This window comes from Pseudomonas sp. GW823-FHT04A03 (assembly GCF_058796615.1).
In genome coordinates, this window is record NZ_JBXAIV010000011.1 from 45432 (window position 1) to 71251 (window position 25820).

Here is a 25820-nt window from a genome sequence, read left to right on the forward strand (position 1 = left end):
CAGGCGCACGAGGAGAATCGAATGCTTCCGGCTCTATGGGTTGCCAAAACCGGTCTGTCCGCCCAGGACACCAACCTGACCACCATTTCCAACAACCTGGCGAACGTGTCGACCACGGGTTTCAAACGTGACCGCGCCGAGTTCCAGGACCTGCTGTACCAGATCAAGCGTCAGCCAGGCGCCCAGTCGACCCAGGACAGCGAACTGCCGTCGGGTCTGCAACTGGGTACCGGTGTGCGCATCGTCGGCACCCAGAAAAACTTCACCGCCGGCAGCCTGCAAGCCACCGAGCAGCCACTGGACATGGCCATCGACGGTCGCGGTTTCTTCCAGATCCTGCAGCCGGACGGCACCACGTCCTACACCCGTGACGGTACGTTCCACCTCGATTCCAACGGCCAGATCGTCAACGCCAGCGGTTTCGCCCTGGAGCCGGCCATCGTCATTCCGAACAACGCCCAGAGCTTCACTGTCGGTACTGACGGCACTGTGTCGATCACTGTCCCGGGTAACCCGGCTGCTCAGGTGATCGGCAACCTGCAAACCGCCGACTTCATCAACCCGGCCGGTCTGCAAGCAGTGGGCAACAACCTGTTCCTGGAAACCGCCGCTTCCGGTGCACCGCAAGTCGGTACTCCGGGCCTGAACGGTTTCGGCACCACCCTGCAGAACACCCTGGAAACCTCCAACGTCAGCACCGTGGAAGAGATGGTCAACATGATCACCACCCAGCGCGCGTACGAGATGAACTCCAAGGTGATCTCCACCGCCGACCAGATGCTCTCGTTCGTAACGCAGAATCTGTAATCAAGTCTATGAGGCGGCCATGAGGTCGCCTGCAACACCGTGAGGTAAGGGTCATGAAGCGCTTTGTATCTGTAGTGGCATTGAGTGGGGTCGTCTCGCTCGCGGGCTGCGTCGCTCCGACGCCCAAGCCCAATGATCCTTACTACGCCCCGGTGTTGCCGCGCACACCGTTGCCGTCGGCCGCCAACAACGGCTCGATCTATCAGGCCGGTTTCGAGCAGAACCTGTACAGCGACCGCAAGGCGTTCCGGGTCGGTGACATCATCACCATCACCCTGAACGAGAAGACTCAGGCCAGCAAGAACGCCAACTCGCAGGTGGCCAAGAACAGCAAGACCGGCATCGGTCTGACGTCGCTGTTCGGCGGCAGCGCCACCACCAACAGCCCGTTCGGTGACGGCGACCTGAGCCTGAGCGCCAGCTACAGCGGTGACCGCGCGACCAAGGGTGACAGCAAGGCGGCCCAGGGCAACACCCTGACCGGCTCGATCACCGTGACCGTCGCCGACGTGCTGCCCAACGGCATCATCGCCGTGCGTGGCGAGAAGTGGATGACCCTCAACACCGGCGACGAGTTGGTGCGGATCGCCGGTCTCGTGCGGGCCGATGACATCGCCACCGACAACACCGTGTCCTCGACCCGGGTTGCCGATGCACGCATCACCTATTCGGGCACCGGTTCGTTCGCCGATGCGAGTCAGCCAGGCTGGTTCGACCGTTTCTTCCTCAGCCCGCTGTTCCCTTTCTAGGTGGCTACGTTGAATCTGAAAAGCTTTATGGTGGCTGCGCTGTTGCTGTCGGCGGCCTTCAATGCACAAGCCGAACGGTTGAAGGACATCGCCAGTATTTCCGGCGTGCGTTCCAACCAGTTGATCGGCTATGGCCTGGTGGTCGGTCTTAACGGCACCGGCGACCAGACCACGCAGACCCCGTTCACCCTGCAGACCTTCAACAACATGCTCTCGCAGTTCGGCATCAAGGTGCCGCCGGGATCGGGCAACGTGCAGCTGAAAAACGTTGCGGCGGTATCGGTGAGTGCCGATCTGCCGGCGTTCGCCAAACCGGGTCAGCAGGTCGACATCACTGTCTCGTCCATCGGTAACTCCAAGAGCCTGCGCGGCGGCACCCTGTTGCTGACCCCGCTCAAGGGTATCGACGGCAACGTCTACGCCATTGCTCAGGGCAACCTGGTGGTTGGCGGTTTCGACGCTGAAGGCCGTGACGGTTCGAAGATCACCGTCAACGTTCCGTCGGCCGGTCGCATCCCTGGCGGTGCGTCGGTCGAGCGTTCGGTGCCGAGCGGTTTCAACCAGGGCAACAGCCTGACGCTGAACCTCAACCGTTCCGACTTCACCACCGCCAAACGCATCGTCGACAAGATCAACGACATGCTCGGCCCTGGCGTGGCACAGGCCATTGATGGCGGCTCGATCCGCGTCACCGCGCCGCTCGATCCGAGCCAGCGTGTCGACTACCTGTCGATCCTGGAAAACCTCGAAGTCGACCCGGGCCAGGCGGTGGCGAAAGTCATCATCAACTCGCGTACCGGCACCATCGTCATCGGCCAGAACGTGAAGGTGTCGCCGGCCGCCGTGACTCACGGCAGCCTGACCGTGACCATCACCGAAGACCCGATCGTCAGCCAGCCTGGCCCGCTGTCCAACGGCCAGACCGCCGTGGTGCCGCGCTCGCGGGTGAATGCCGAGCAGGAAGCCAAGCCGATGTTCAAGTTTGGCCCGGGCACCACTCTCGACGAGATCGTCCGGGCGGTGAATCAGGTCGGCGCAGCGCCGGGTGACCTGATGGCCATCCTCGAAGCTCTGAAGCAGGCCGGCGCGTTGCAAGCCGACCTGATCGTGATCTGAGGACGGCGACCATGGATATGCGCAAAAGCGGTCTGGTCAGCAGCAGCGATTCGGGTTCGTACTCCGACCTCAATCGTCTGAACCAGTTGAAGGTCGGCGACAAGAACAGCGACGCAAACATGCGCAAGGTTGCGCAGGAATTCGAATCGCTGTTCCTCGGTGAAATGCTCAAGTCGATGCGTTCGGCCACCGAAGCGCTGGGCCAGGACAATCCGCTCAATACGCCGGCCGCCAAGCAGTATCAGGAAATGTACGACCAGCAACTGGCGGTTTCCATGTCCCGCGAGGGCGGGGGTATCGGCCTGGCCGACGTGCTGATCAAGCAGATGTCGAAGAACAAACCGATGGCGCCGGGCGAGGCTGCGGCCGCGTCCGCCGCCAAGCAGGAAGAAGCCAGGGTCAAGGCCGCTGCCGTGGCCACGCCGATTGCTGCCGGCACCGTGGCCACCAATGGCCCGTTGTCGCGACTCAATGGTGAGCGTCCGCTGTGGGCGTCGCGTTCGGGACATGCGCCGAACACCGAACTGACCCATCGCAACGACATGGAAATGATCAACAAGCGTCGTCTGGCGTTGCCGCCGAAACTGGCGGATCGCTTGCTCGCAGGTCTGGTGCCGTCGGCCACGCCGGCAGCGACCACTCAACTGCCGCAACGCGCCACGACCGCTGCTGTCACCGGTTCCGGCCCGTTGTACAACGGCGACTGGCTGGATCGCGCCGAGGCGGACAAAGCCTCCGGCGGGCAGATGCAGATTTACGGTCGCGCCATGGCGCAGATCCCGCTGGCACCGGCCAAGCGCGCGTTCAGCAACGCCGACCAGTTCGTCAACACCATGTTGCCGATGGCGCAGGAAGCCGCTGCACGCATTGGCGTCGATCCGCGATATCTGGTGGCTCAGGCTGCACTGGAAACCGGCTGGGGCAAATCGGTCATGCGCGCCCAGGACGGCAGCAGCAGTCACAACCTGTTCGGCATCAAGGCGAGCAGCAACTGGAAGGGCGATTCGGCCCGGGCGATCACCAGCGAATTCCGCAACGGGCAGATGGTCAAGGAGACGGCCGAGTTCCGTTCCTACGCCTCGTACAAGGACAGCTTCCACGATCTGGTGACTTTGCTGCAGAGCAATAATCGCTATCAAGATGTGCTGAAGTCGGCCGATAACCCAGAACAGTTTGTACGCGAGTTGCAAAAGGCCGGTTACGCGACCGACCCGAACTACGCGACGAAGATTTCGCAGATTGCCAAGCAGATGACGGTAAATCAGAACTACGCTGCGGCCGGCGTTTCAACAACGCCCTTATAAACACAAGGTAAGGTTTGAATCATGAGTTTGCTCAATATCGGGATGTCGGGGTTGAACGCGAGTTCATCCTCTCTGGCTGTGACAGGTAACAACATTGCCAACGTCGACACCGCCGGTTATTCACGCCAGCAAACCGTGCAGGGCACCAAGTCCTCGATTCAGTACGGTAACGTGTTCATTGGTACCGGTACGACCCTGGCCGACGTGCGCCGGGTGTACAACTCTTACCTCGAATCGCAGCTGCGTACGGCCACGTCGCTCAACAGCGAATCAGCCGCCTTCGGTGCCCAGGCGACGGCACTGGATGGTTCGCTGTCCGACACCAACACCGGCCTGACCGGCGTGCTGCAGAAATTCTTCACCTCGATGCAAGGCGTAGCGACTTCGGCGACCGACGACACATCTCGTCAGTCGGTGCTGACCGGTGCGCAGGCGCTGACCAGTCGCTTCAATGCCCTGGCCAAGCAGATGAACGATCAGAACGCCTCGCTCAACGGCAATCTGTCCGACATGGCGTCTCAGGTGAACAAGCTGGCAACCTCGATTGCCACGCTGAACCAGAAGATCGGCGAGATTTCCAGCAGCGGCGGCCAGCCGAACGACCTGCTCGACAGCCGTAACGAAGCCGTGCGTCAGCTCTCCGAGTTGACCGGTACGCAAGTCGTCGAGCGTGGCACCAGCTTCGACATCTACATCGGCAGCGGCCAGCCGTTGGTTATCGGTAACAGCACCAATACCCTGAGCACCGTACCGGTCAAGGGTGACCCGTCGCGCATGGGCATCCAGATGGAGCGCGGTTCGAGCACCATCGACATCACTTCGGCAATGACCGGCGGTGAAATCGGCGGTCTGCTGACCTATCGCAAGGAAGTCCTCGACCCTGCGCTCAACGAACTGGGCCGTGTGGCGCTGGTCGTCGCCGATCAGGTCAATCGTCAGCAGGCCCAGGGCATCGACAAGAACGGTGAGTTTGGTGCGGCGATTTTCAACAACATCAACAGTGCCGCCCTGATCAGCCAGCGCAGCATCGCCCAGTCCGGCAACAGCGCAGGTTCGGGCAACCTTGATGTCACTATCAAGGACACCGGCAAGCTGACCACCAGCGACTATCAGGTGACCTTCACCAGCGCGACCGACTACACGGTCAAGCGCTCCGACGGCACCGACATGGGTTCGTTCAGCACCACGACCACGCCGCCTCCGGTGATCGACGGCTTTACCCTGTCCCTCAACGGTGGCGCCCTGAGCGCCGGCGACACGTTCAAGGTCACCCCGACCCGCAACGCGGCGGCCAGCATTCAGACCGTGCTCACCGACCCGAAGAAAATCGCGGCAGCCGCACCGCTGACCGGCGTGGCCAGTGCCAACAACTCGGGTACCTACACCCAGCCGACGCTGACCGACGTTGTCGATATCTACAACCCGGCGTCGCAGACGGAGTTGCAGAACGCGCTCAAGTATTCGACTCCGGTCAAGCTGGTGTTCGGCGCCACCACCAGTGGCAGCCAGACTTACAACATGGTCGACTCCAAGGGTTTCACGATCGGTTCCGGCGTCATCGTTCCCGGTCAGGCCAACACCCTGAACCTCAAGATCGGCATGGTCGATTCCACCGGTGCTGCGGTGATGGACACCTCCGTCATCCCGAACGTGCAAAAGACGTTCACCGTGCAGACCACCGTGAGCGCCACGCCAAAGTCCGGCGAAACCTTCACCATCAACCTGACCGGTGCGGCCTCTTCGGACAACCGCAACGCCCAGGCGCTGGTTGGCCTGCAAACCAAGCAGACGGTGGACACCGGCACGGCGAGCAAGGGCATCAGCCTGACTGACGCCTACAACAAACTGGTGACCAATGTCGGTACCCAGGCCGCCCAGAGCAAATCCGACAGCGCAGCCACCACGGCCATTCTGGATCAGGCGCAGGGCGCGCGTGATTCTCTGTCTCAGGTCAACCTGGACGAAGAGACCGGCAACCTGGTCAAGTATCAGCAGTACTACACAGCGTCTTCGCAGATCATCAAGGCTGCGCAGGAAACCTTCGCCACGCTGATCAACAGTCTTTAAGGAGTCGTAATTCATGCGCATTTCCACCGCTCAGTATTACGCGACGCAAGCTGCTCAATATCAGCGCAACTACAGCAAGGCTGTCGCGACCGCGAACGAAGCCAGCAGCCTGCAGCGCATCAACACCGCCGCCGACGATCCGATCGGTGCCGGCCGCTTGCTGAAGCTCGGCCAGCAGGCCGCGGTGCTTGAGCAGTATCAGGGCAACATCGACTCCACCAAAAGCGCGCTGACCGTGCAGGAGTCCACGCTGAACTCCATCACCACCGCTTTGCAGCGTGCGAAGGAAATCGGTCTGGCCGCCAACAACGGCATCGCCACCGACGCAGACCGCAAGGCCTACGCGGCGGAGCTGGGCCAGATCCAGCAACAGGTGCTGGGCCTGATGAACTCCAAGGATGCCAACGGCAATTACCTGTTCTCCGGTTCGAAGACCGATACCGCGCCGTACTCGCAGAACGCCGACGGCACTTACACCTACAACGGCGACCAGACCCAGATCAATCTGGGCATTGGCGACGGCCTTTCGGTGGCCACCAACACCACCGGTTGGGATGCATTCCAGCAGACCATCAACACCAGCCGCACCCAGACCACGATGACGGCTCCGCTCGTCGATGACGGACGCGTGGTGCTGTCCAGCGGTACCATCGGTTCCAGTACGACCTATGACGCCAAGTTCGCAAGCGGTCAGCCTTATACGATCAGCTTCCTGAGCAGCACCCAGTTGAAAATCACCGATGCCCTGGGCAACGACGTGACGGCTGAAGCCAGCAAGAACGGTGTGATCAGCAACAGCAACGGTGCGAACCAGGCGGTCAGCTTCCGTGGCGTCGATCTGAAGCTGAACATCAACCTCAAGTCCGGTGACAACGCGGATGCGGTCATTGCCGGTCACAGCTTCCAGCTGTCGGCTACGCCTGACTCGTTCACCACTGCGCGCAGCCCGGGCAACCCGTCGACCGCGGTCATCACCGGTTCGAACGTGACCAACCAGGCGGCCTACAACGCCGCCTTCCCGTCCGGCGGCGGTGCGGTCCTGAAGTTCACCAGCGCTACCGCGTTCGACCTGTACGCGGCGCCTGTCACCGCCGACAGCAAGCCGATCTCGTCGGGTACCGTGGTCGGTGGCAACGCCACCGCTGCGGGCGTGACTTTCGCTATCGGTGGCGCACCCGCCGCCGGCGATCAGTTCTCGATCCAGTCCAACAACCACCAGACCCAGAACGTGCTCGACACCCTGGGCCAGATGGTCACGGCGCTGAACGGGCAGATCGACGCTGATCCGGTGACCAAGCAGAAATTCCAGGGTGCCATGGAATCGGCACTGGGCAACCTCGACAGCGCTTCCAATCAGATCGGGGCTGCCGTGACTTCGATCGGTGCTCGCGGACAGTCGCTGGATGAGCAGACCACCACCAACCAGAGCCTGGTCCAGGCGAACACCATGACCCAGGGCACGATCCGCGATTCGGATCCGGCCGAAGTGATGACCCGCCTGACCTTGCAGCAGACCATGTTGCAGGCCTCGCAATTGGCATTCAGCAAGATCAGTCAGTTGGGTCTGTTCAACAAGATCTGATGCTGGACGGGCGCGCAAGCGCCCGTTTGCCCAGTTCCTCAGTTAACGTTTTTTAGCGGTTTCATGGGCTCGCTTTACCGAGCGGGCTCGTACCGCCTGTGAGCCCGCCGTGAAGTCACTTCCCCTCGTCAGTCTTGTCATCCCAGCCTTCAATCCGCGTTTTTTCGAACGGGCATTGCGCAGCGCCGTCAGTCAGGGTTATGGCAATCTCGAAATCATCGTGTGCGATGACAGTCGTGGCCCTGAAATCGAGGCCATGGTCGCGGCGATGATCGAGCAGAGCGGGGTTGCCGTGCATTACGTGCGTAACCCGCGCACCCTGGGCATGGTCGGCAATCTGCAAGCCTGCCTGGATCAGGCGCAGGGCGAATTCATCAAGTTTCTGTGTGATGACGATCAGCTGTTCACCAGCTGTATCGAGCACCAGGCCGATGTGCTGGCCCGGCATGACGAAGTCAACCTGGTGCTGGCCCAGCGTCTGTTCTGGGACGCCGACGACATGGTGTTGCCTTCGCGGCTGGAAAATACGCCCCTGTCGCCAACCAGTGGTCTGTTCAAGGGTGTCGACCTGCTGGCCCTCTTCGAGACGTTTCCGTCAAACATCCTCGGTGGTTTCAGCAGTGCCCTGTTCCGTCGCGCCGATATTGTCGAATTACTGCCGGCCTTGACTCAACCGGGCCACTGCTTTGTGGCGAGCCTCGACTTTGCACTGTTCGTGTGTTTGCTGCGTCGCGGCAATGCGGTCGTCTCCAACCACGTCTTGAGTGTCGAGCGTCTTTATCCCGATCGTCTGAGCGGCCAGCAAGCCATGAAGGATGCTCTGGGGGTCGAGCAGCAATGGCTGCTGCAAATGCTCAAGTCGCGCAGTGGCGAGTCGGCACCTGCAAAGGGGTGGGTGCGTCATGTGCCGATGCTCAAGGCAGACGAATCGCCGCGGGTCTGGGAAGAGCTGCCCCTGAGCCGAACGCTCGGTACCAAACAGAGTGCACAGATTTGGCAAGTCGGCAGTAAGAGCCAGAGTTTTTCCGAGCTCTATTCGCAATGGCTGGAGTGTCGCGCGCTCAGCGACGTCCAGCGCAGATTGCTGCCGGACATTCTGGCGGGCTGGCCATCGACGCCGCGCATCGTGCCAATCGTGGTGGATGAGCAGGGCAGTCCGGCGGCGCTGGAGCGCACACTGGAAAGCCTCGCCGCCCAGGATTACCCGCCCGAACTGACACTGGTGCTTTCCAGCGATTGCGCGGAGCCGGCACTGGATGGGCGAGTGTTTCATTTGCCGTTGCAGGACGATTACCTGCAACAGATCAATCAGCTGCTGCCGCAGCTGGAAGGCGCCGACTGGTTCTATCTGCTGCGTGCCGGCGATCGTCTGGTGGCCCCTGCGTTGCTGATGATGGCCGAGCGCATCGCCTTCGACACTGCCTTGCGCACCGTGTACAGCGATGAGGGCGGTTTGCGTGCGGGTGAGCCGGTCGGACCGGCGTTCAAGCCTGATTTCAACCTGGACCTGATGCGCAGCTTTCCTTATGTCGGCCGCGCCCTGGCGTTCCAGCGCGACACCTTTCTGGCGCTCGGCGGTTTCGACTCGACGTTCACCGAGCTTGCGCCGCACGACATGCTGTGGCGGATGGTGGAGGATCAGGGCACTCAGGTGGTCGGGCATCTGGCCGAGGTTGCCATCGAGTCGGTATTCGACCTGACCCAGTGGCTGTCGCTGCCTGAGGTGACGCAAAACAACTCGCGATTGCTATCGGCGCACCTTGAGCGCCTGGGAATCTCCCACGACCTGCGCCGCGGCAGCGTCGAGCTGCTCAATCGAGTCGATTATCGGCATGCGAATCGGCCGTTGGTCTCGATCATCATCTCGACGCGCGACCATATTGCGGCGTTGCAACGCTGTGTCGAGAGCCTGCTGGAAAAAACCGCGTACAGCGAATACGAGTTGTTGCTGGTCGACAATGGCAGCCAGACCGCCGAGGCCCGTGCCTGGCTGGAAGGTATGGCGCAATTGGGCAGCGAGCGGGTGCGGGTGCTGACGTACGCGCAGCAGGGTAACCTCGCCGCAATGCGCAACTTTGCCGTGGGCCAGGCGAGGGGCGAATATGTGCTGCTGCTCAACCCTTACACGGTGATCACTCAGGGTGACTGGCTCGACGAGTTGCTCAATCATGCCCAGCGCCCGGAAGTCGGCATCGTCGGCGCCAAGATCTTCAACCCTGATGGCTATGTTCTGCACGCGGGGCTGGTGCTCGGTTTGCAGGGGACGGCCGGCCTGCCGTTTTATGGTCAGGCCATGCAGTCCCCCGGGTACATGTTCCGCTTGCAGGCCGTTCAGGATCTGAGCGCCGTGGGTGCTGACTGCCTGATGGTGCGCAAATCGGTATTCGATGCGGTTGATGGCATGGATGAGCAGAGCCTGCCGCACATGCTGCATGAAGTGGACCTGGCACTGCGCGTAGCCCGGCAGGGTTATCTGGTGGTGTGGACGCCTTACGCAGTGCTGGCGCTGGGTGCGCAGCCGGTGGAGGCGGTCAACGATGAGGAAGGGGTCTCGCACAGTCAGCAGGAAGAAACGTTCTTCAAGCGTTGGCTGCCGGTCATTGCCCGTGACCCGGCCTACAATCCCAATCTGTCGTTGCACAAGCACACGGGCTCAAGCTTCACGCTCGAGCCGGGCCTGCGTACGGGTTGGAGCCCCTTGTGCAATAGCACCTTGCCGAAGATTCTCGGGTTGCCGATCAACGCATCCGCCATCGGCCACTACCGTGTCACTCAACCGCTGATCGAACTCGAAGCGGCAGGCCGGGTTCAGAGTCATATCCGCTACAGCGTGAACCTGCCGCCGATTGTTGAAATCGAGCGTATGGCGCCGGATGTGATCGTTCTGCAAGGGCGTTATACCGAAGCACCGGTCAATGAAATGCCGTTGCTGGGCAACTACTTCAAGGCGCGGCGCATTTACGAGCTGGATGACTACGTCATCGATGTTCCGCATCGCAACGCGCATATCCGCAACATGCCGGACAAGTATGAAATGGAGCGTGTCGTTCGTCGTGCGATCGGCATGTGCGACCGTGTCGTGGTCTCCACTCAGCCGTTGGCCAACGCATTGTCGGACATGCATCACGACATCCGTGTCGTGCCGAACATGTTGGCGAAAGAGTTCTGGAGCAACCTGCGCAGCCTGCGCCGGACTTCGAAAAAGCCGCGTGTCGGCTGGGGTGGCGGCACCAGTCACCATGGTGACCTGGCGGTGATCGCCGATGTCGTGCGCGAACTGGCGGATGAAGTCGACTGGGTCTTTTTCGGCATGTGCCCGGATGACCTGCTTCCCTACATGCACGAGTTCCATGGTGTGATTCCCCTCGATGCGTACCCGGCGAAACTGGCCAGCCTCAATCTGGACCTGGCGCTGGCGCCGCTGGAATTCCACATCTTCAACGACTGCAAGAGCAACCTGCGTCTGCTGGAGTACGGCGCCTGCGGTTATCCGGTGATCTGCACCGATACCGAGGCCTACCGCGGCTACCTGCCGTGCACCCGGATCAAGACCAACACCACGGACGAATGGCTGCAGGCAATCCGCATGCACCTGGCCGATCCGGACGCCAGCTATCGCATGGGCGACGAGTTGCGTGAGGTCGTGCTGCGCGATTACGTGCTGCGTGGCGATAACCTGCGGTACTGGGAGGCAGGTTGGCTGGCGGACTGACCGGTTCAAGCGGACCTCCCTGAAAAACAGGCGACTTTCGAGTCGCCTGTTTTTTTTTGCGCCGCAAAAATCGTATTTGTATCAATCGCGATACTTTTTTTACCGGCGGACTCAAGCAATGGGTTTTTTCTGTCGATATCAACAGATTCGCTGAACGAGCGGTGCGCCGCGATCAAGTGCGTTCGCCACGCTGAAAAGTACCGGTTCATACAAAGGCAAGGAAGAAACAATGGCAGTCATAAACGGAACAAACGGCGCGGATACGCTGAACGGTACTTCGGGTGACGATGAGATCAATGGGCTGGCGGGCAATGATTTCATCAGAGGAAGTGCTGGAGCTGACAAGATCGATGGCGGTGATGGAAACGCCGATACCGTCGATTACTCAGCGTCCTCAGAGGCGGTCAATGTAAACCTTGCAGGTCTTGCCAGTACCGGCGGCGATGCCCAGGGCGATACCCTGACCAATATCGAGAAGGTTATCGGTAGCGCATTCAACGACACGTTCACGGCGCAGAAGGGCGGTCTCACCTTTGAAGGCGGTGCCGGTAATGATGTCTACATCCTCGACAATGGCGGTACGGTGATCGAGCAGGCGGGAGGCGGCGACGACGAGGTGCGTTCCAGCTTTGGCCAGATTTACCTGAGTGCGAACGTCGAGCGGTTGACCTATACCGGCACCGGGGCCTTCGTCGGCTGGGGCAATGCCGGCGACAACATTATTACCGGTGGCGTCGGTAACGATCTGTTGTATGGCGGCGCGGGCGCCGATCAATTTATCGGTGGCGCGGGCATCGATACCGCCAGCTACGGCGACAGCACTGTCGGCGTCAGCATCAACCTGAAAACCGGCGTCAATTCCGGGATTGCGGCGGGGGATACCTACACCGGAATTGAACGAATCCTCGGCTCGAACGGCAATGACACCTTCGTCGCCGATAGCCGGGTTTTTGCATTTGACGGCGGCACCGGAACGGCTGACGTGGTGGATTACTCGACCTCCGCCGACGCAATCAATGTCGATATCCGTAGTACCGGCCCGGGACGTGCCGGTATCGGTGGCGATGCAGAAGGTGACACCCTGCAGAACATCGACAAAGTCATCGGCACCGCGTTCAACGACACCTTCAATCTCGACTCGGCCACCGCGACGTTCGAGGGTGGAGCGGGGGATGATGTCTACGTTCTCAACGGCGGCGGCGGCACGGTCATCGAACAGGCGGGTGGCGGTAACGATGAAGTGCGCAGCAACTTTGGCCAGATCTACCTGGGCGCCAACGTCGAGCGGCTGACCTACACCGGCACCTCGGCATTCACCGGTTGGGGCAATGCCAGCGACAACGTCATTACCGGGGGCATTGGCAATGACACCCTGTATGGCGGCGCAGGTGCCGATCAGTTCATCGGTGGGGCGGGTGTCGACACGGTCGGCTACGAAGACAGCCCGGTCGGTGTGACCATCAACCTGAAGACCGGGGTCAATTCCGGAATCGCTGCCGGCGATACCTACAACGGCATCGAAAGAATCCTCGGCTCGAAAGGCAGCGACACTTTTGTTGCCGACAGTCGGGCCATGGCTTTTGACGGTTTTTATAACGATAAAGCCGTCGATACTGTGGATTACTCGACCTCCGCCGAGGCAATCAACGTCGATATCCGTAGTAACGTCCCGGGACGTGCCGGTATCGGTGGCGATGCAGAAGGTGACACCCTGCAGAACATCGACAAAGTCATCGGCACCGCGTTCAACGACACCTTCAATCTCGATACGGCCACCGCGACGTTCGAGGGTGGAGCGGGGGATGATGTCTACGTTCTCAACGGCAGCGGCGGCACAGTCATCGAACAGGCGGGTGGTGGTAACGATGAAGTGCGCAGCAACTTCGGCCAGATCTACCTGGGTGCCAACGTCGAGCGGCTGACCTATACCGGCAACGCTTCATTCATCGGCTGGGGCAATGCCAGCGACAACATTATTACCGGTGGTGCCGGGAACGATCTGTTGTATGGCGGCGCAGGTGCCGATCAGTTCATCGGTGGGGCGGGTGTCGACACGGTCGGCTACGAAGACAGCCCGGTCGGTGTGACCATCAACCTGAAGACCGGGGTCAATTCCGGAATCGCTGCCGGCGATACCTACAACGGCATCGAAAGAATCCTCGGCTCGAAAGGCAGCGACACTTTTGTTGCCGACAGTCGGGCCATGGCTTTTGACGGTTTTTATAACGATAAAGCCGTCGATACTGTGGATTACTCGACCTCCGCCGAGGCAATCAACGTCGATATCCGTAGTAACGTCCCGGGACGTGCCGGTATCGGTGGCGATGCAGAAGGTGACACCCTGCAGAACATCGACAAAGTCATCGGCACTGCGTTCAACGACACCTTCAATCTCGATTCGGCCACCGCGACGTTCGAGGGTGGAGCGGGGGATGATGTCTACGTTCTCAACGGCGGCGGCGGCACGGTCATCGAACAGGCGGGTGGCGGTAACGATGAAGTGCGCAGCAACTTTGGCCAGATCTACCTGAGCGCCAACGTCGAGCGGCTGACCTATACCGGCAACGCTTCATTCATCGGCTGGGGCAATGCCAGCGACAACATTATTACCGGTGGTGCCGGCAACGATCTGTTGTATGGCGGCGCAGGTGCCGATCAATTTGTCGGTGGTGCCGGGTTTGACACTGTCAGCTACGGTGACACGACGGTGGGCGTCACCATCAACCTGAAAACCGGGGTTCACACCGGAATCGCAGCAGGGGATACCTACAGCAGTATCGAGGCTTTGACCGGCACGATAGCCGGTGACATCTTCATCGCTGACAGCGCAGCCATGGCCTTTGACGGGGTGGCGGGCATGGACATGGTCAGCTACGAGCAATCCGATAGCGCCGTGACCATCGATTTGAAAACCAAGGTCAATGCGGGTGACGCGGCCGGTGATACCTACACCGGAATCGAGTTTTTCCAGGGCAGCAGCTTCAACGACACCCTGTCCGGAACCGCGTTCGGTGACAACTTCATCGGTGGCATCGGTGCGGACCTGATCGATGGGCGTGAAGGGCATGACACCGCCTGGTACATCAACAGCAAGGCCGCTGTGAACATCAATCTGCAGACCAACGTCAACGAAGGTGCAGATGCTCAAGGTGATGTGCTGCTCAATATCGAGCGAGTGATCGGCAGTCAATTCAACGATACGTTGACCGGAAGTTCGGCCGTCGATTTTCTTGAGGGCAACACAGGCAACGACGTGATCTATGGCGGCGACGGGGCCGACTTCATTTATGGAGGCCTGGTTTCCCTGGCCGGGCCGTTAGCCAGTTCGGCAGCCAATGCGGGGGCTCAGGCCGATACGCTCTATGGCGGCAATGACAACGACACGATTCTCACCGCGGCCAACGATACCGGCAGCCGTGCGTATGGCGAAGCGGGCGATGACACTATCACCGTAGTTCATGGCATCGCCGATGGTGGTGAAGGCAATGACACGTTGACGGGTACCGGTCTGGGCTTCTCGCTGTTTGGCGGCGCGGGCAAGGACAGTCTGATATTGCAGTCCATCGGTTCGGCCTTCGGTGGTGAAGGTGACGATATCTACACCATCAACACTTGGGCACTGGTCACCCTCCAGGACGACGGCACCAGCCGTGGCGACAAGATTGTGCTGTCGAACATTCGCGCTTCGGAACTGCAAGTCGACCGTGTCGGTGACGACCTCTACCTGCACCGTTACAGCGTTTCAGCCGGACAGACGCCAGAGGAGGGCGTGCGCCTGAAGGATTGGTTTGCCGGTTCCGACACCATCGAGCAAATCGAGACAGCCGATAGGCAGATCATCGACCTGCCGGCCAATAGTGATGCATTCGCAATGTTTGGCTGACCACTGAGTCGCGCACCTGCAATCGCCATGCGGCTGCAGGTGTGCACTCGGCAGCTGAGGGATCAACCCGGTTTCAACCACGCAAGGAAGTAGCAAATGTCAGTGATTTATGGAACGAGTGAAGCCGATGTCGTGGTCGGCAGTGAAGGCAATGACGAACTCTATGGACTGGAGTCGGATGATCTGATCGGGGGGACCACAGGCTCCGATCTGCTGGATGGTGGCGAAGGGTTCGATTCGGTGACTTATCAGTTTATACACCAAGGTGTCAGTGTCGATTTCCGCGAGGGACTGGCCACTGTCACCAAGGCGGACGGCTCCATCGATACCCTGGTCGGCATCGAAAAAATCATCGGCAGCTTCCGGGATGACACCCTTGCCAGTTCGATCGCCGGCGTCACGCTGGCAGGCGATAACGGCGATGATGTGTACATCGTCGGCAGCGAAGGCGTGACGATCATCGAGGACGAACGCGGCGGTTATGACGAGCTGCGCACCAGCGTCAACACCCAGAAGATGGACCCGTTTCTGGACAAGATGACCTTCACTGGCACCGGCGATTTCAAGGGTTACGGCAATGCCGAGGCGAACGTGATTATCGCGGGTAGCGGTAATGACGTGCTGTGGGGGGGTGACGGCAGCGACGAGTTCTTTGGCGGTGAAGGATTCGACACCGTCAGCTATACCGACAGCCTTGAAGGCGTCAGTATCGAGCTCTCGAGCAATTGGGGCTCCACCGGCATTGCATTGGGCGATACCTACTCAAGCATCGAGGCTGTGCAGGGGTCGAACTTCAACGACGTGATTTTCGCCGGCGCAAGCACGATGGTCATGGACGGTGCCGATGGCTTTGATGCCGTCGATTACAGCAATTCCAACGATGCGGTCAGCATCGAGTTTCGTGATGGCAAGGGCTTCGGTTCCGGCGGTTACGCCGAAGGCGACACCTTGATCAATGTGGAAAAGGTTGTCGGGACAAACCTGGACGACCACTTCACCGCCAACTCCGGTGGCGTGACCTTCGAAGGTGGTTGGGGCAGCGACGTCTACACGATCAACAGCGAGGGTGTGACCATCATCGAGTCAGACTCGGGCCCGGGTTATGACGAGTTGTACACCAGCCTGTCGGTCATGAAGATGGACCTGTTCATCGAGAAGATGGCCTACACCGGCACTGCCGATTTCACCGGTTATGGCAGCGATTCCGACGACCACATCTACGGCGGCAGCGGCAATGACCTGTTCTACGGTGGCGCGGGCTCGGATGCCTTCGTGGGCGGCGCCGGAACTGACATCGTAAGCTATGACGACAGCGATACGGGGGTGGTGGTCAACCTGTGGCGGACCGGCCAGAACGGTACGGCCCAAGGGGATATCTATTACGAAGTCGAAGGTCTGCGCGGCAGTCGTTTCAACGATGTGATGGATGCCGGCCGGGAGGACGCAATCCTGGAAGGCGGCAACGGCGATGATGTGATCAATGGCAACTATTTCAACGATCACCTCTATGGCGGACTGAAGTCCGGTCTCGACGGTGATGTCGCGCAGGCCGACACACTGTCTGGCGGCTCGGGCGATGACGTTATCGTCAGCGCCGTGAATGACCTGGGTACGGTGGCTCACGGTGACCTGGGCAATGACACCATCACGGTCCACAACGGCAGTGCCTATGGTGATGAAGGGGACGACGTGCTCACCGGCACCGGCAACCATTATCTGTTGTCCGGTGGCGACGGCGATGACGTGCTGGTCCTCAACCTTGCGGGGCAGTCGGGCACTGGCGGCATCGCACTGGGTGGTACGGGTGACGATACCTACATCGTGAACACCACCGGGCTGGTATCGATTCAGGACGAGGGCTGGTATATCAATGACACCCTGATCCTGAACACCATTGCCAATATCAGCCAGTTGAACGTCACCCGCATCGGTGACGACGCCTATCTGCATGGCGCCAACGATGGCAGCGCCGGCGTTCCCGACAGCGGCGTGAAGCTGCAGGGCTGGTACGCCGGGTACAACAACATCGAGCATCTGCAGACTGCCGACGGCCAGGTCTACGATCTGCCCGCCACCGTCGACGGATTTGCGATGTTTGGCTGATCCGCCCGATTGATTGAAACAGCTCGATGAAAGGGATGACTCCGGCAACGGACTCATCCCTTTTTTCATGCCTTGAATTTCTGCCGACGCAGGGCTGGCGGAGCTGGCGCGTTTCCTGCAAGTCCCCCGCAAATCGCCATAAAACGAGCGCTCGCGGTCATTCACCTGAGCCCGGACTGGCAAAGGTTCAGCCGCAAAGGCCTGCAACAGCGAGGCCGAGCCCTGTGACGTAGAAGAGGGGAGACGATGAAGGCAGTAATTTTGGCGGGTGGCCTCGGCACGCGCATCAGTGAAGAGTCGCACCTCAAGCCCAAGCCAATGATCGAGATCGGCGGCAAGCCAATTCTCTGGCACATCATGAAGCAGTATTCCGCCCACGGAATCCACGACTTCGTGATCTGCCTGGGCTACAAGGGCTACGCGATCAAGGACTTCTTCGCCAACTACTTCCTGCACACCTCCGACGTCACCTTCAACATGCGCGAGAACCGCATGGACGTGCATCAGAACTACAGCGAGCCGTGGAGCGTTACGCTCATCGACACCGGCGAGGAAACCATGACCGGTGGCCGTCTGTTGCGTGCCGGCCGTTACCTCAAGGATGAAGAGGCGTTCTGCTTCACCTACGGCGACGGCGTTTCCGATCTGAACATTCGTCAGCTGGTCGACTACCACAAGGCCCATGGCCGTCTGGCGACCGTGACCGCGGTGCAGCCGCCGGGTCGTTACGGGGCGCTGGAGCGCCAGGGCGATCAGGTCCTCGGCTTCACCGAAAAGCCTCGTGGAGACGGCGGCTGGATCAATGGCGGCTTTTTCGTGCTGTCACCCAAAGTGTTGCCATACATCGCGGGCGATGAAACCACTTGGGAAGCCGAGCCCTTGGCTCGTCTGGCCAGGGAGGAACAGCTCAAGGCCTTCGAACACGACGGTTTCTGGCAACCGATGGACACCCTGCGCGACAAGAACCATCTGGAAGCGCTGTGGCAGAGCGGGGAGGCCCCATGGAAGCAATGGGCCTGAGTCCTGAGTTCTGGCGCGGCAAGCGGGTTCTGGTTACCGGGCACACCGGTTTCAAGGGCAGCTGGCTGACCTTGTGGCTGCAAAGCCTCGGTGCGCAAGTCAGCGGTTTCTCCCTCGACCCGTCGACCGAGCCGAGCCTGTACGAACTGGCGCGCGTGAGCGAAGGCATCAACGATCAGCGCGGCGACCTGCGTGACCTCGGCGCCTTGCTGGAAATCATCGCCGACACCGAGCCGGAAATCGTCCTGCACCTAGCGGCCCAGCCGCTGGTGCGTGAAGGCTATCGTGATCCGCTCGGCACCTATTCCAGCAACGTCATGGGCACCCTCAACCTGCTCGAAGCGATTCGTCAGGTCGGTTGCGTGCGGGCCTGCGTGCTGGTGACCACCGACAAGGTCTACGCCAACAAAGAATGGCTGTGGCCGTACCGCGAGGACGAAGCCCTCGGTGGCCACGATCCTTACAGCAGCAGCAAGGCCTGCTGCGAGTTGCTGGCGCAGTCTTACGCGGCATCGTTCTTCCCGGCCGACAAGTACGCCGAGCACGGCCTGGCCCTGGCCACCGCGCGCGCCGGCAACGTGTTGGGCGGCGGTGATTTCGCCCCTGAACGGCTGATTCCCGATGTATTGAAAGCCTGGTCGGCCGACGAGCCGGTGACTCTGCGTTACCCGCAAGCCGTGCGCCCGTGGCAGCACGCGCTGGAGCCGCTGGCCGGCTATCTGCAACTGGCGGCCGGGCTCTACGAAGACGGCCCGGAGTACGCCGGGGCGTGGAACTTCGGCCCGGGTGAGGCGGACATGTGCAGCGTCGGCGAAGTGGTCGAACTGCTCTCCAATCGCTGGCCTCAGGCTCGTGGCCTGCGCCTCGAAAAGAGTGACCTGCACGAAGCCGGTCTGCTGCGCCTGGACAGCAGTCGCGCCCGTCAGGTACTGGGCTGGCAACCGCGCTGGACGTTGCAGCAATGCCTGACCCAGACCCTCGACTGGCATCTGGCGTGGCAGAACGGCGACGACATGCGCACCGTGACCCTCGGCCAATTGAACCTGTACCGGGGCGCGCTGTGAGCGAGTTTTCCTTGAAACCGTTGCCGCTGGCCGGGTTGTTCAGCGTCCAGCACAAACGCTTCGAAGATCAGCGCGGGCACTTCGCCCGACTGTTCTGCGAAGGCAGCCTGAAAGCGTTCGGCAGCGAATTCCACATCCGCCAGATCAACCATTCCTGCACCCGCGAGAAGGGCAGCGTGCGCGGTCTGCATTATCAGAACGCCAATGCGCCGGAAGCCAAGTTGATTACCTGCCTGCGCGGTGAAGTGTGGGACGTGGCGGTTGACCTGCGCCCGGATTCCGAAACCTTCCTGCACTGGCACGCCGAGCACCTGAAGGCCGGCGACGGTCGCAGCCTGCTGATTCCGGCCGGCTTCGCCCACGGGTTCCAGACCCTCACCGAAGACGCCGAACTGCTTTACCTGCACAGCGCCGATTACGCGCCGGAGCACGAGGGCGGTCTGTCGGTGAACGATCCACGGCTGGCGATCGCCTGGCCGTTGCCTGTCAATAATTTGTCAGCGCGTGATTCCAGCCATCCCGCGCTCGATCCACACTTTGCTGGAGTGCGTCTATGAACTGCCGTGGGTGCGCCGCACCGCTGAGCCTGCCGCTGATCGACCTCGGCACCTCGCCACCGTCCAACGCCTACGTGCACGCCGATCGGCTGGAGCAGGCCGAACAATGGGTGCCGCTGAAAGTCGCCGTGTGCGAGCAATGCTGGCTGGTGCAGACCGAGGATTACACCAGCGCCGACAGCCTGTTCGACGCCGAGTACGCCTACTTCAGTTCGTTCTCCAGCACCTGGCTGGCCCACGCCGAGCGTTATGTGGCGGAGATGGTCGAGCGCTTCGGCCTGACCGGCGACAGCCGCGTGGTGGAAGTCGCCGCCAATGACGGCTACCTGCTGCAATACGTGGCCGGTCGCGGCATCCAGTGCCTGGGCGTCGAGCCGACCCGCAGCACCGCGCAGGCGGCACGGGAAAAAGGCCTGGAGATCCGTGAACTGTTCTTCGGTCGCGACACCGCCGCACAGTTGAAAAGCGAAGGCTGGGCCGCCGACCTGATGGCCGCCAACAACGTGCTGGCCCACGTGCCTGACATCAACGATTTCCTCGGCGGTTTCGCTGCGCTGCTCAAACCGACCGGCGTCGCCACGTTCGAATTCCCGCAACTGCTGACGCTGATGGCGGGCGCGCAGTTCGACACGCTGTATCACGAACACTATTCCTACCTGTCCCTGACCGCCGTTAAAACACTGTGCGAGCGCAACGGTCTGGAAGTGTTCGACGTCAGCCAACTGACCACCCATGGCGGATCGCTGCGTGTGTTTGTCCAGCGCAAGGACGGCGAACGCCGCGCCGTGCAGCCGGCCGTGCAACAGCAGTTGCAGGCCGAACTCGACGCAGGCGTGAAAACCACCGGTTACTACGCGACGCTGGCGCCGGCTGCCGAGCGCATCAAGCATGACCTGCTGCGTTTCCTGTTGCAGGCCAAGGCCGACGGCAAGCGTGTGGTCGGTTACGGCGCTGCTGCCAAAGGCAACACCTTGCTCAACTACGCCGGGGTCAAACCGGATCTGCTGGCCTGGGTCGCCGATGCCAACCCGCACAAGCAGGGCAAGTTTCTGCCGGGCAGCCGCATTCCGATTGTCGCGCCAGCGCAGATCGATATCGAGAAACCGGATTACGTGCTGGTGCTGCCGTGGAACCTGCTGCACGAAGTCAGTCAGCAGCTGGCTCAGGTGCGTCAGTGGGACGGTCGCTTCGTGATCGCCGTGCCTGAGTTGAGCGTGCTGTGAAGGTTCTGGTCACTGGCGCTACCGGCTTCGTCGGTCGTCATCTGGTCGCGGCGTTGCTGGCCCGTGGTTGCACGGTGCGGGCGGTTGCCCGTGACGCGCAGAAAGCCGCGGACATGCCGTGGATCAAGGACGTCGAGTTCGTGAGCGCGGATATTCACGCGGCGGATCTGGATTTGGGTGCGCTGACCGAGGGCGTCGATGCACTCGCGCACCTGGCTTGGCCGGGGTTGCCGAACTATCGGGCGCTGTTCCATTTCGAGCACAACCTGATGGCCGACTACCGCTTCATCAAAGGCGCGGTGGTGGCGGGCGTGAAGCAGGTGCTGGTGACCGGCACGTGCTTTGAGTACGGCATGCAGAGCGGTCCGCTCAGCGAAAGCACGGAGCCGCAGCCGAGCAATCCCTACGGGTTGGCCAAGCACACCTTGCACCTGTTTTTGCAGAACCTTGCGCAAGAACATCCGTTCACTCTGCAGTGGGCGCGCCTGTTCTATCTGCATGGCGAGGGGCAGAACCCCAACAGTCTGCTGGCGGCGCTGGACCGGGCAATCGATGCCGGCGATGTGACGTTCAACATGTCGGCGGGCGAGCAGTTGCGAGATTTTCTGCCGATCCGGACAGCGGCGAATCATCTCGCCGCGATCCTGCAGCAACGCGACTTCAACGGCGTGATCAATTGCGCCAGCGGCCAGGCGATTTCGGTCAGGACGCTGGTCGAGCAACACCTGCGTGAACGCGGCGCTTCGATCGATTTGAACCTGGGGCATTACCCCTATCCGACACACGAACCCATGGCGTTCTGGGCGGTGGTCGACCGTTTGCAACAGTTGCTGGAGGCACAGCAAACCAACTGATGTGCCTCGACGCGAATGCCTTTGGCAGCGTGACTATCAAATGACTTTTCAGTGAGACCGGACAATGAGCGATAACGTAATCAAAGCCTTCGAGGCGGAGTGCCAGGCCGAAGTGATTGCCCAGGGCCAGGACAAGGACCTGAAGGCGCTGGCCCAGGAGTTCTACAACCAGTCGGCCAAACACAAGTACACCTACCATTTCTCGTGGATGGGGCGTCCGATCATTCAGTTGCCGCAAGACATGATGGCGATGCAGGAGTTGATCTGGCGGATCAAGCCGGACCTGGTCATCGAGTGTGGCATCGCCCACGGCGGCTCGATCATTTACTACGCCTCGCTGCTGGAACTGCAGGGCCACGGTGAAGTGCTGGGCATCGATCGTGATATCCGTGCGCACAACCGTGAGGCCATCGAAAGCCATCCGATGATCAAGCGCATCAGCATGATCGAAGGTTCCAGCCTCGATCCGGCGGTGGTCGAGCAGGTGCGTCAGGCTGCTGCCGGCAAGAAAGTCATCGTGGTACTCGATTCCAACCATACCCACGAGCATGTCCTCGAAGAGTTGCGTCTGTACGCACCACTGGTTTCGGTGGACAGCTACTGCGTGGTCATGGACACCGTGGTTGAAGACATGCCGGCCGATGCGTTCCCGGATCGTCCATGGGGGCCGGGTGACAACCCGAAAACCGCCGTCTGGGCCTATCTCAAGGAGAACACTGATTTCGAGATTGATCAGCACATGCAAGACAAGTTGCTGATCACCGTCGCGTCGGACGGCTATCTGCGTCGGGTTCGTTAATCGGTTCCATCATCAAAGTGTTTTTCGGGCGGTTTCGCCGGTCGTGGGAGAAGTTATGCAAGGCAATAACGGTATTGAAAACAAGCTGCCATTGAGCGAGTTGCTGACGGTGGTTCTGATCACCCACAACCGCCCGGCTTTTTTGCGTCGAGCGCTGCAGTATTACAGCAGCCTGCCTTGCAAGGTCCTGGTGCTGGACTCTTCTCCCGAGCGCCCGGAAGGTGATTTTTCATCGGTCGACTATCAGCATCTGCCGCAATTCGCCTATTGGGGCATGCAGGCCAAGCTGACCTACGGTGTCGAGCAACTGACCACGCCTTACATGGTGTTCGCGGCCGACGACGATTTTATCCTGCATGAGTCGCTGGCCGAGTCGGTGAGCTTTCTGGAAGCCAACCGCGACTATGGTCTGTGCCACGGCTATTGCCTGATGTACCTGGCGCTGGCCGGGAGTGTCAGCTACTACCGTCGCGACAAGAAGATCTGCGAAGACTACGCGTCGGAGCGTGCCGAGGAGCGAGTCCTCGACTTCATGCATCAGTACGTCCCGCCGTTCTACGGCGTGTGCCGGACTTCGATCATCAAGGACTGGTACGCGGCATTGCCACCGGGCACCAGTTTCGAGTGGCAGGAAATCGGCCACACCTATTATCTGCTGGCGAACGCCAAGGCACGCGTTTTGCCAATCCCGTATGTGGTGCGCGAAATCAACGTCGGTTTCTCCGACCACAACACCGAGGTCTATCACGCGCTGTCGTATGTCGATGCCAAGTCGGTGGCCGAGCGTGAAGCCTTCGCCGAATTTCTCGCGTCCTTGCCGACGGGCATCAACGATCTCGACCAGGCGCAGCGCAAGGCGTTCGCCCTGGAAAGCTTCGCGGCCATGACCGATAGCCTGGTGACAGGTCGCGCACTGACGGCCGAGCTGATTTTCCAGTCCATCTGGAACAACGTATCCAAACAACCAGAGCGCAAATTCGGGCCTCTGCAATACGTCGAGATGCCGTTCTACAACCAGCGCTTTTTCGACTTGCTGGCCGGGTTCGAGTTTCTGTTGCACGCGATGCCGGCCGGCCGTGTGCAACTGGAACAGCTCGAGGGCGTCTGGACCCAGCAGAACTACCTGATGCAGGCACGCAATAACGACACCCCGGAAAGTGTGCTCGACCGCTTGTGGCAGGCCCATGACAGCAACGCGTTCAACCGTCGAGTGGTCAAGCGTCTGGTCGAGCAACTGCACGCGGTCGGCGATGACACACAAGCGCAGGAACTAGCCGAGTGGGATGCGCGTCTTGAGTCGGTGTCGAAGGCTGATCATTACCCGGTCTTCAATAAAATGCGTTCCGGCCGTTTGATCGAATGGCTGGCGTGCCGCGAGCCGGACGTCGAGCAGCGCGCGACGATTGCCGCTCATCTGGCGGCGAACAACGGCGGGCCACAGTTCGGCATTTTCCTGCTGGATCTGGATGACAACATCGAGAAGTTGCAAGTGACTCTCGACAGCCTGGTCGAAGGTCACAGCAAAGCCTTCAAGATCGTGGTCTTCACCACCGGCGAGCCGCAGGCTGCGACTACGGCGCAGAACACCCTGCACTTTGTCCGCGTTACCCCGGGCAATCTCGTCGACAAACTCAACCAGAGCGCTGCCCAGTCTCCCTGCGACTGGCTGCTGCTGGCACAGGTGGGCGATGAGTTCACGGCGAGTGGCTTGTTGCGCGCCGGCCTGGAGTTGATGTCGGCCACTGGCCTTCGCGCCGTCGCCACCGATGAGATCCAGCGCACTGAAGAGGGCGCGCTGATCGATGTGTTCCGCCCGGGCTTCAATCTTGACCTGTTGCAAAGCAACCCATCGCTGATGGCGCGCCACTGGCTGATTCGTCGTGACGCTTTCCTGGAGGCGGGTGGTTATCAGGCCGACTTCAGCAAGGCGATGGAGTTCGACCTGCTGTTGCGCCTGATCGAGCAGGGTGGCCTTGACGGTCTGGCGCATCTCGACGAGCCGCTGCTGATCACCCAGGTCGCGGTGCAGGAGGAAGTGGCCCATGAGCGTCAGGCGCTGCTGCGTCATTTGACCAATCGCGGTTACAAGGCCAACGTCACTCCGGCGTTGCCGGGTACCTGGCAAGTCGATTATCGACATACCGAACAGCCGATGGTGTCGATCATCCTGCCTGCTGGCGATGATCTGGTGGCGCTGCGTCGCTGCCTCGAAGGTGTGTTGCTGCGAACCCGTTACAGCCGTTACGAAGTGTTGATCGCGGCCAATCCGAACCAGTCGGCGCAGGTCAACGACTGGCTGGGTACGCTGCGCAGCAGCAAAGTGAATGTGCTGCGCGCCGATCAGCCACTGAGCGAAGTCGCGTTGTATAACGCCGCCAGCGAGCAGGCACAGGGTGAGTATCTGGTGCTGCTGGCCACTGACAGCGAAATCGTCAATCCGAACTGGATCGACTCGTTGCTCAACCACGCCCAGCGTCCTGAGGTCGGCATTGTCGGTGCGAAACTGGTCGACCGCGACGGCAAGGTCTCCCAGGCCGGTTTGATCCTTGGTCTGAACGGGGGCGTGGGCTCGGCCTTCATTGGCGAGAAACACTCCGCTGCGGGTTACATGCAACGTCTGGGAGTCGAGCAGAACTACTCGGCGGTGTCGAAGGTTTGCCTGATGGTGCGCAAAGAGCTGTTCGACGCGCTGGGTGGTCTGGACGAAGTCAACTTCGCCGAAGGTTTCAGCGATGTCGATCTGTGTCTGAAGGTCGGTCAGGCCGGCTACCTCACCGTGTGGACGCCGTCGGTGCAGGTGCTGCACACCGGCGAGCTGCCACAGTCTGCGGAGGCACTGGCGGCACTGCGTGAAAAATGGAGCGACGCTTTCGCGCAGGATCCGGCTTACAACGCCAACCTGGCCCAGACCGGCAAAGGTTTTACCCTGGGCGAAAATGCCTCGGTCAACTGGGCACAGTTGCTCGCTTGAGCCTGCCGG

General features: G+C 60.7%; 16 protein-coding genes. All 16 read left to right on the top strand.

Features of this window, described 5'->3' with window-relative positions; all coding sequences use genetic code 11:
- Positions 1-21: 21 nt before the first annotated feature.
- The 16 genes from flgG (at position 22) to AC1Q9F_RS23195 (ending at position 25811) form a co-directional block, all read left to right on the top strand.
- A complete protein-coding gene (gene flgG, locus AC1Q9F_RS23120; protein ID WP_127797273.1) occupies positions 22-807 on the top strand; it encodes a flagellar basal-body rod protein FlgG in 786 nt (261 codons plus the stop codon).
- Between the two features lie 53 nt (positions 808-860).
- Positions 861-1556: a flagellar basal body L-ring protein FlgH gene (gene flgH, locus AC1Q9F_RS23125; protein ID WP_085683025.1), complete on the top strand. Its 696-nt coding sequence runs from the start codon at positions 861-863 to the stop codon at positions 1554-1556.
- Positions 1557-1583: 27 nt separating this feature from the next.
- A complete protein-coding gene (locus AC1Q9F_RS23130) occupies positions 1584-2672 on the top strand; it encodes a flagellar basal body P-ring protein FlgI (RefSeq protein ID WP_045121865.1) in 1089 nt (362 codons plus the stop codon).
- Between the two features lie 11 nt (positions 2673-2683).
- Positions 2684-3976 (top strand): flagellar assembly peptidoglycan hydrolase FlgJ, encoded by a 1293-nt coding sequence (gene flgJ / locus AC1Q9F_RS23135; protein ID WP_207985392.1) that lies wholly within the window; start codon positions 2684-2686, stop codon positions 3974-3976.
- Between the two features lie 21 nt (positions 3977-3997).
- Positions 3998-6043, top strand: coding sequence for a flagellar hook-associated protein FlgK (flgK, locus tag AC1Q9F_RS23140; RefSeq protein WP_207985393.1), 2046 nt, complete (start codon positions 3998-4000; stop codon positions 6041-6043).
- A gap of 13 nt (positions 6044-6056) precedes the next feature.
- Positions 6057-7625 carry a flagellar hook-associated protein 3 gene (locus AC1Q9F_RS23145; protein WP_207985394.1) on the top strand — a complete coding sequence of 523 codons (1569 nt, stop codon included), beginning with the start codon at positions 6057-6059 and terminating at the stop codon, positions 7623-7625.
- A 109-nt stretch (positions 7626-7734) separates the two neighbouring features.
- The gene (locus tag AC1Q9F_RS23150; RefSeq protein ID WP_492621036.1) at positions 7735-11337 is read left to right on the top strand and encodes a glycosyltransferase; all 3603 of its coding nucleotides are present in this window, start codon (positions 7735-7737) and stop codon (positions 11335-11337) included.
- A gap of 229 nt (positions 11338-11566) precedes the next feature.
- Positions 11567-15220: a beta strand repeat-containing protein gene (locus AC1Q9F_RS23155; protein WP_492621035.1), complete on the top strand. Its 3654-nt coding sequence runs from the start codon at positions 11567-11569 to the stop codon at positions 15218-15220.
- A 96-nt stretch (positions 15221-15316) separates the two neighbouring features.
- Positions 15317-17323: a calcium-binding protein gene (locus AC1Q9F_RS23160; protein ID WP_492621034.1), complete on the top strand. Its 2007-nt coding sequence runs from the start codon at positions 15317-15319 to the stop codon at positions 17321-17323.
- 246 nt (positions 17324-17569) lie between these two features.
- Positions 17570-18343: a glucose-1-phosphate cytidylyltransferase gene (rfbF, locus tag AC1Q9F_RS23165; protein WP_492621033.1), complete on the top strand. Its 774-nt coding sequence runs from the start codon at positions 17570-17572 to the stop codon at positions 18341-18343.
- Complete coding sequence (gene rfbG / locus AC1Q9F_RS23170; RefSeq protein WP_492621032.1) at positions 18325-19407, top strand: CDP-glucose 4,6-dehydratase; 1083 nt, start codon at positions 18325-18327, stop codon at positions 19405-19407. The genes rfbF and rfbG overlap by 19 nt, the downstream gene beginning before the upstream one ends.
- The gene (locus AC1Q9F_RS23175; protein ID WP_207985398.1) at positions 19404-19964 is read left to right on the top strand and encodes a dTDP-4-dehydrorhamnose 3,5-epimerase family protein; all 561 of its coding nucleotides are present in this window, start codon (positions 19404-19406) and stop codon (positions 19962-19964) included. The genes rfbG and AC1Q9F_RS23175 overlap by 4 nt, the downstream gene beginning before the upstream one ends.
- On the top strand, positions 19961-21187 hold the full coding sequence (locus AC1Q9F_RS23180; protein WP_492621031.1) for a methyltransferase domain-containing protein: 1227 nt from the start codon (positions 19961-19963) through the stop codon (positions 21185-21187). The genes AC1Q9F_RS23175 and AC1Q9F_RS23180 overlap by 4 nt, the downstream gene beginning before the upstream one ends.
- Positions 21184-22041, top strand: coding sequence for an NAD-dependent epimerase/dehydratase family protein (locus AC1Q9F_RS23185; RefSeq protein WP_492621030.1), 858 nt, complete (start codon positions 21184-21186; stop codon positions 22039-22041). Before AC1Q9F_RS23180 ends, AC1Q9F_RS23185 begins: the two co-directional genes overlap by 4 nt.
- Positions 22042-22105: 64 nt before the next feature.
- The gene (locus tag AC1Q9F_RS23190; protein WP_179692274.1) at positions 22106-22840 is read left to right on the top strand and encodes a cephalosporin hydroxylase family protein; all 735 of its coding nucleotides are present in this window, start codon (positions 22106-22108) and stop codon (positions 22838-22840) included.
- Between the two features lie 55 nt (positions 22841-22895).
- Entirely contained in the window at positions 22896-25811 is a 2916-nt protein-coding gene (locus tag AC1Q9F_RS23195; protein WP_492621029.1) for a TIGR00180 family glycosyltransferase, read from the top strand.
- The last annotated feature ends 9 nt before the right edge of the window (positions 25812-25820 follow it).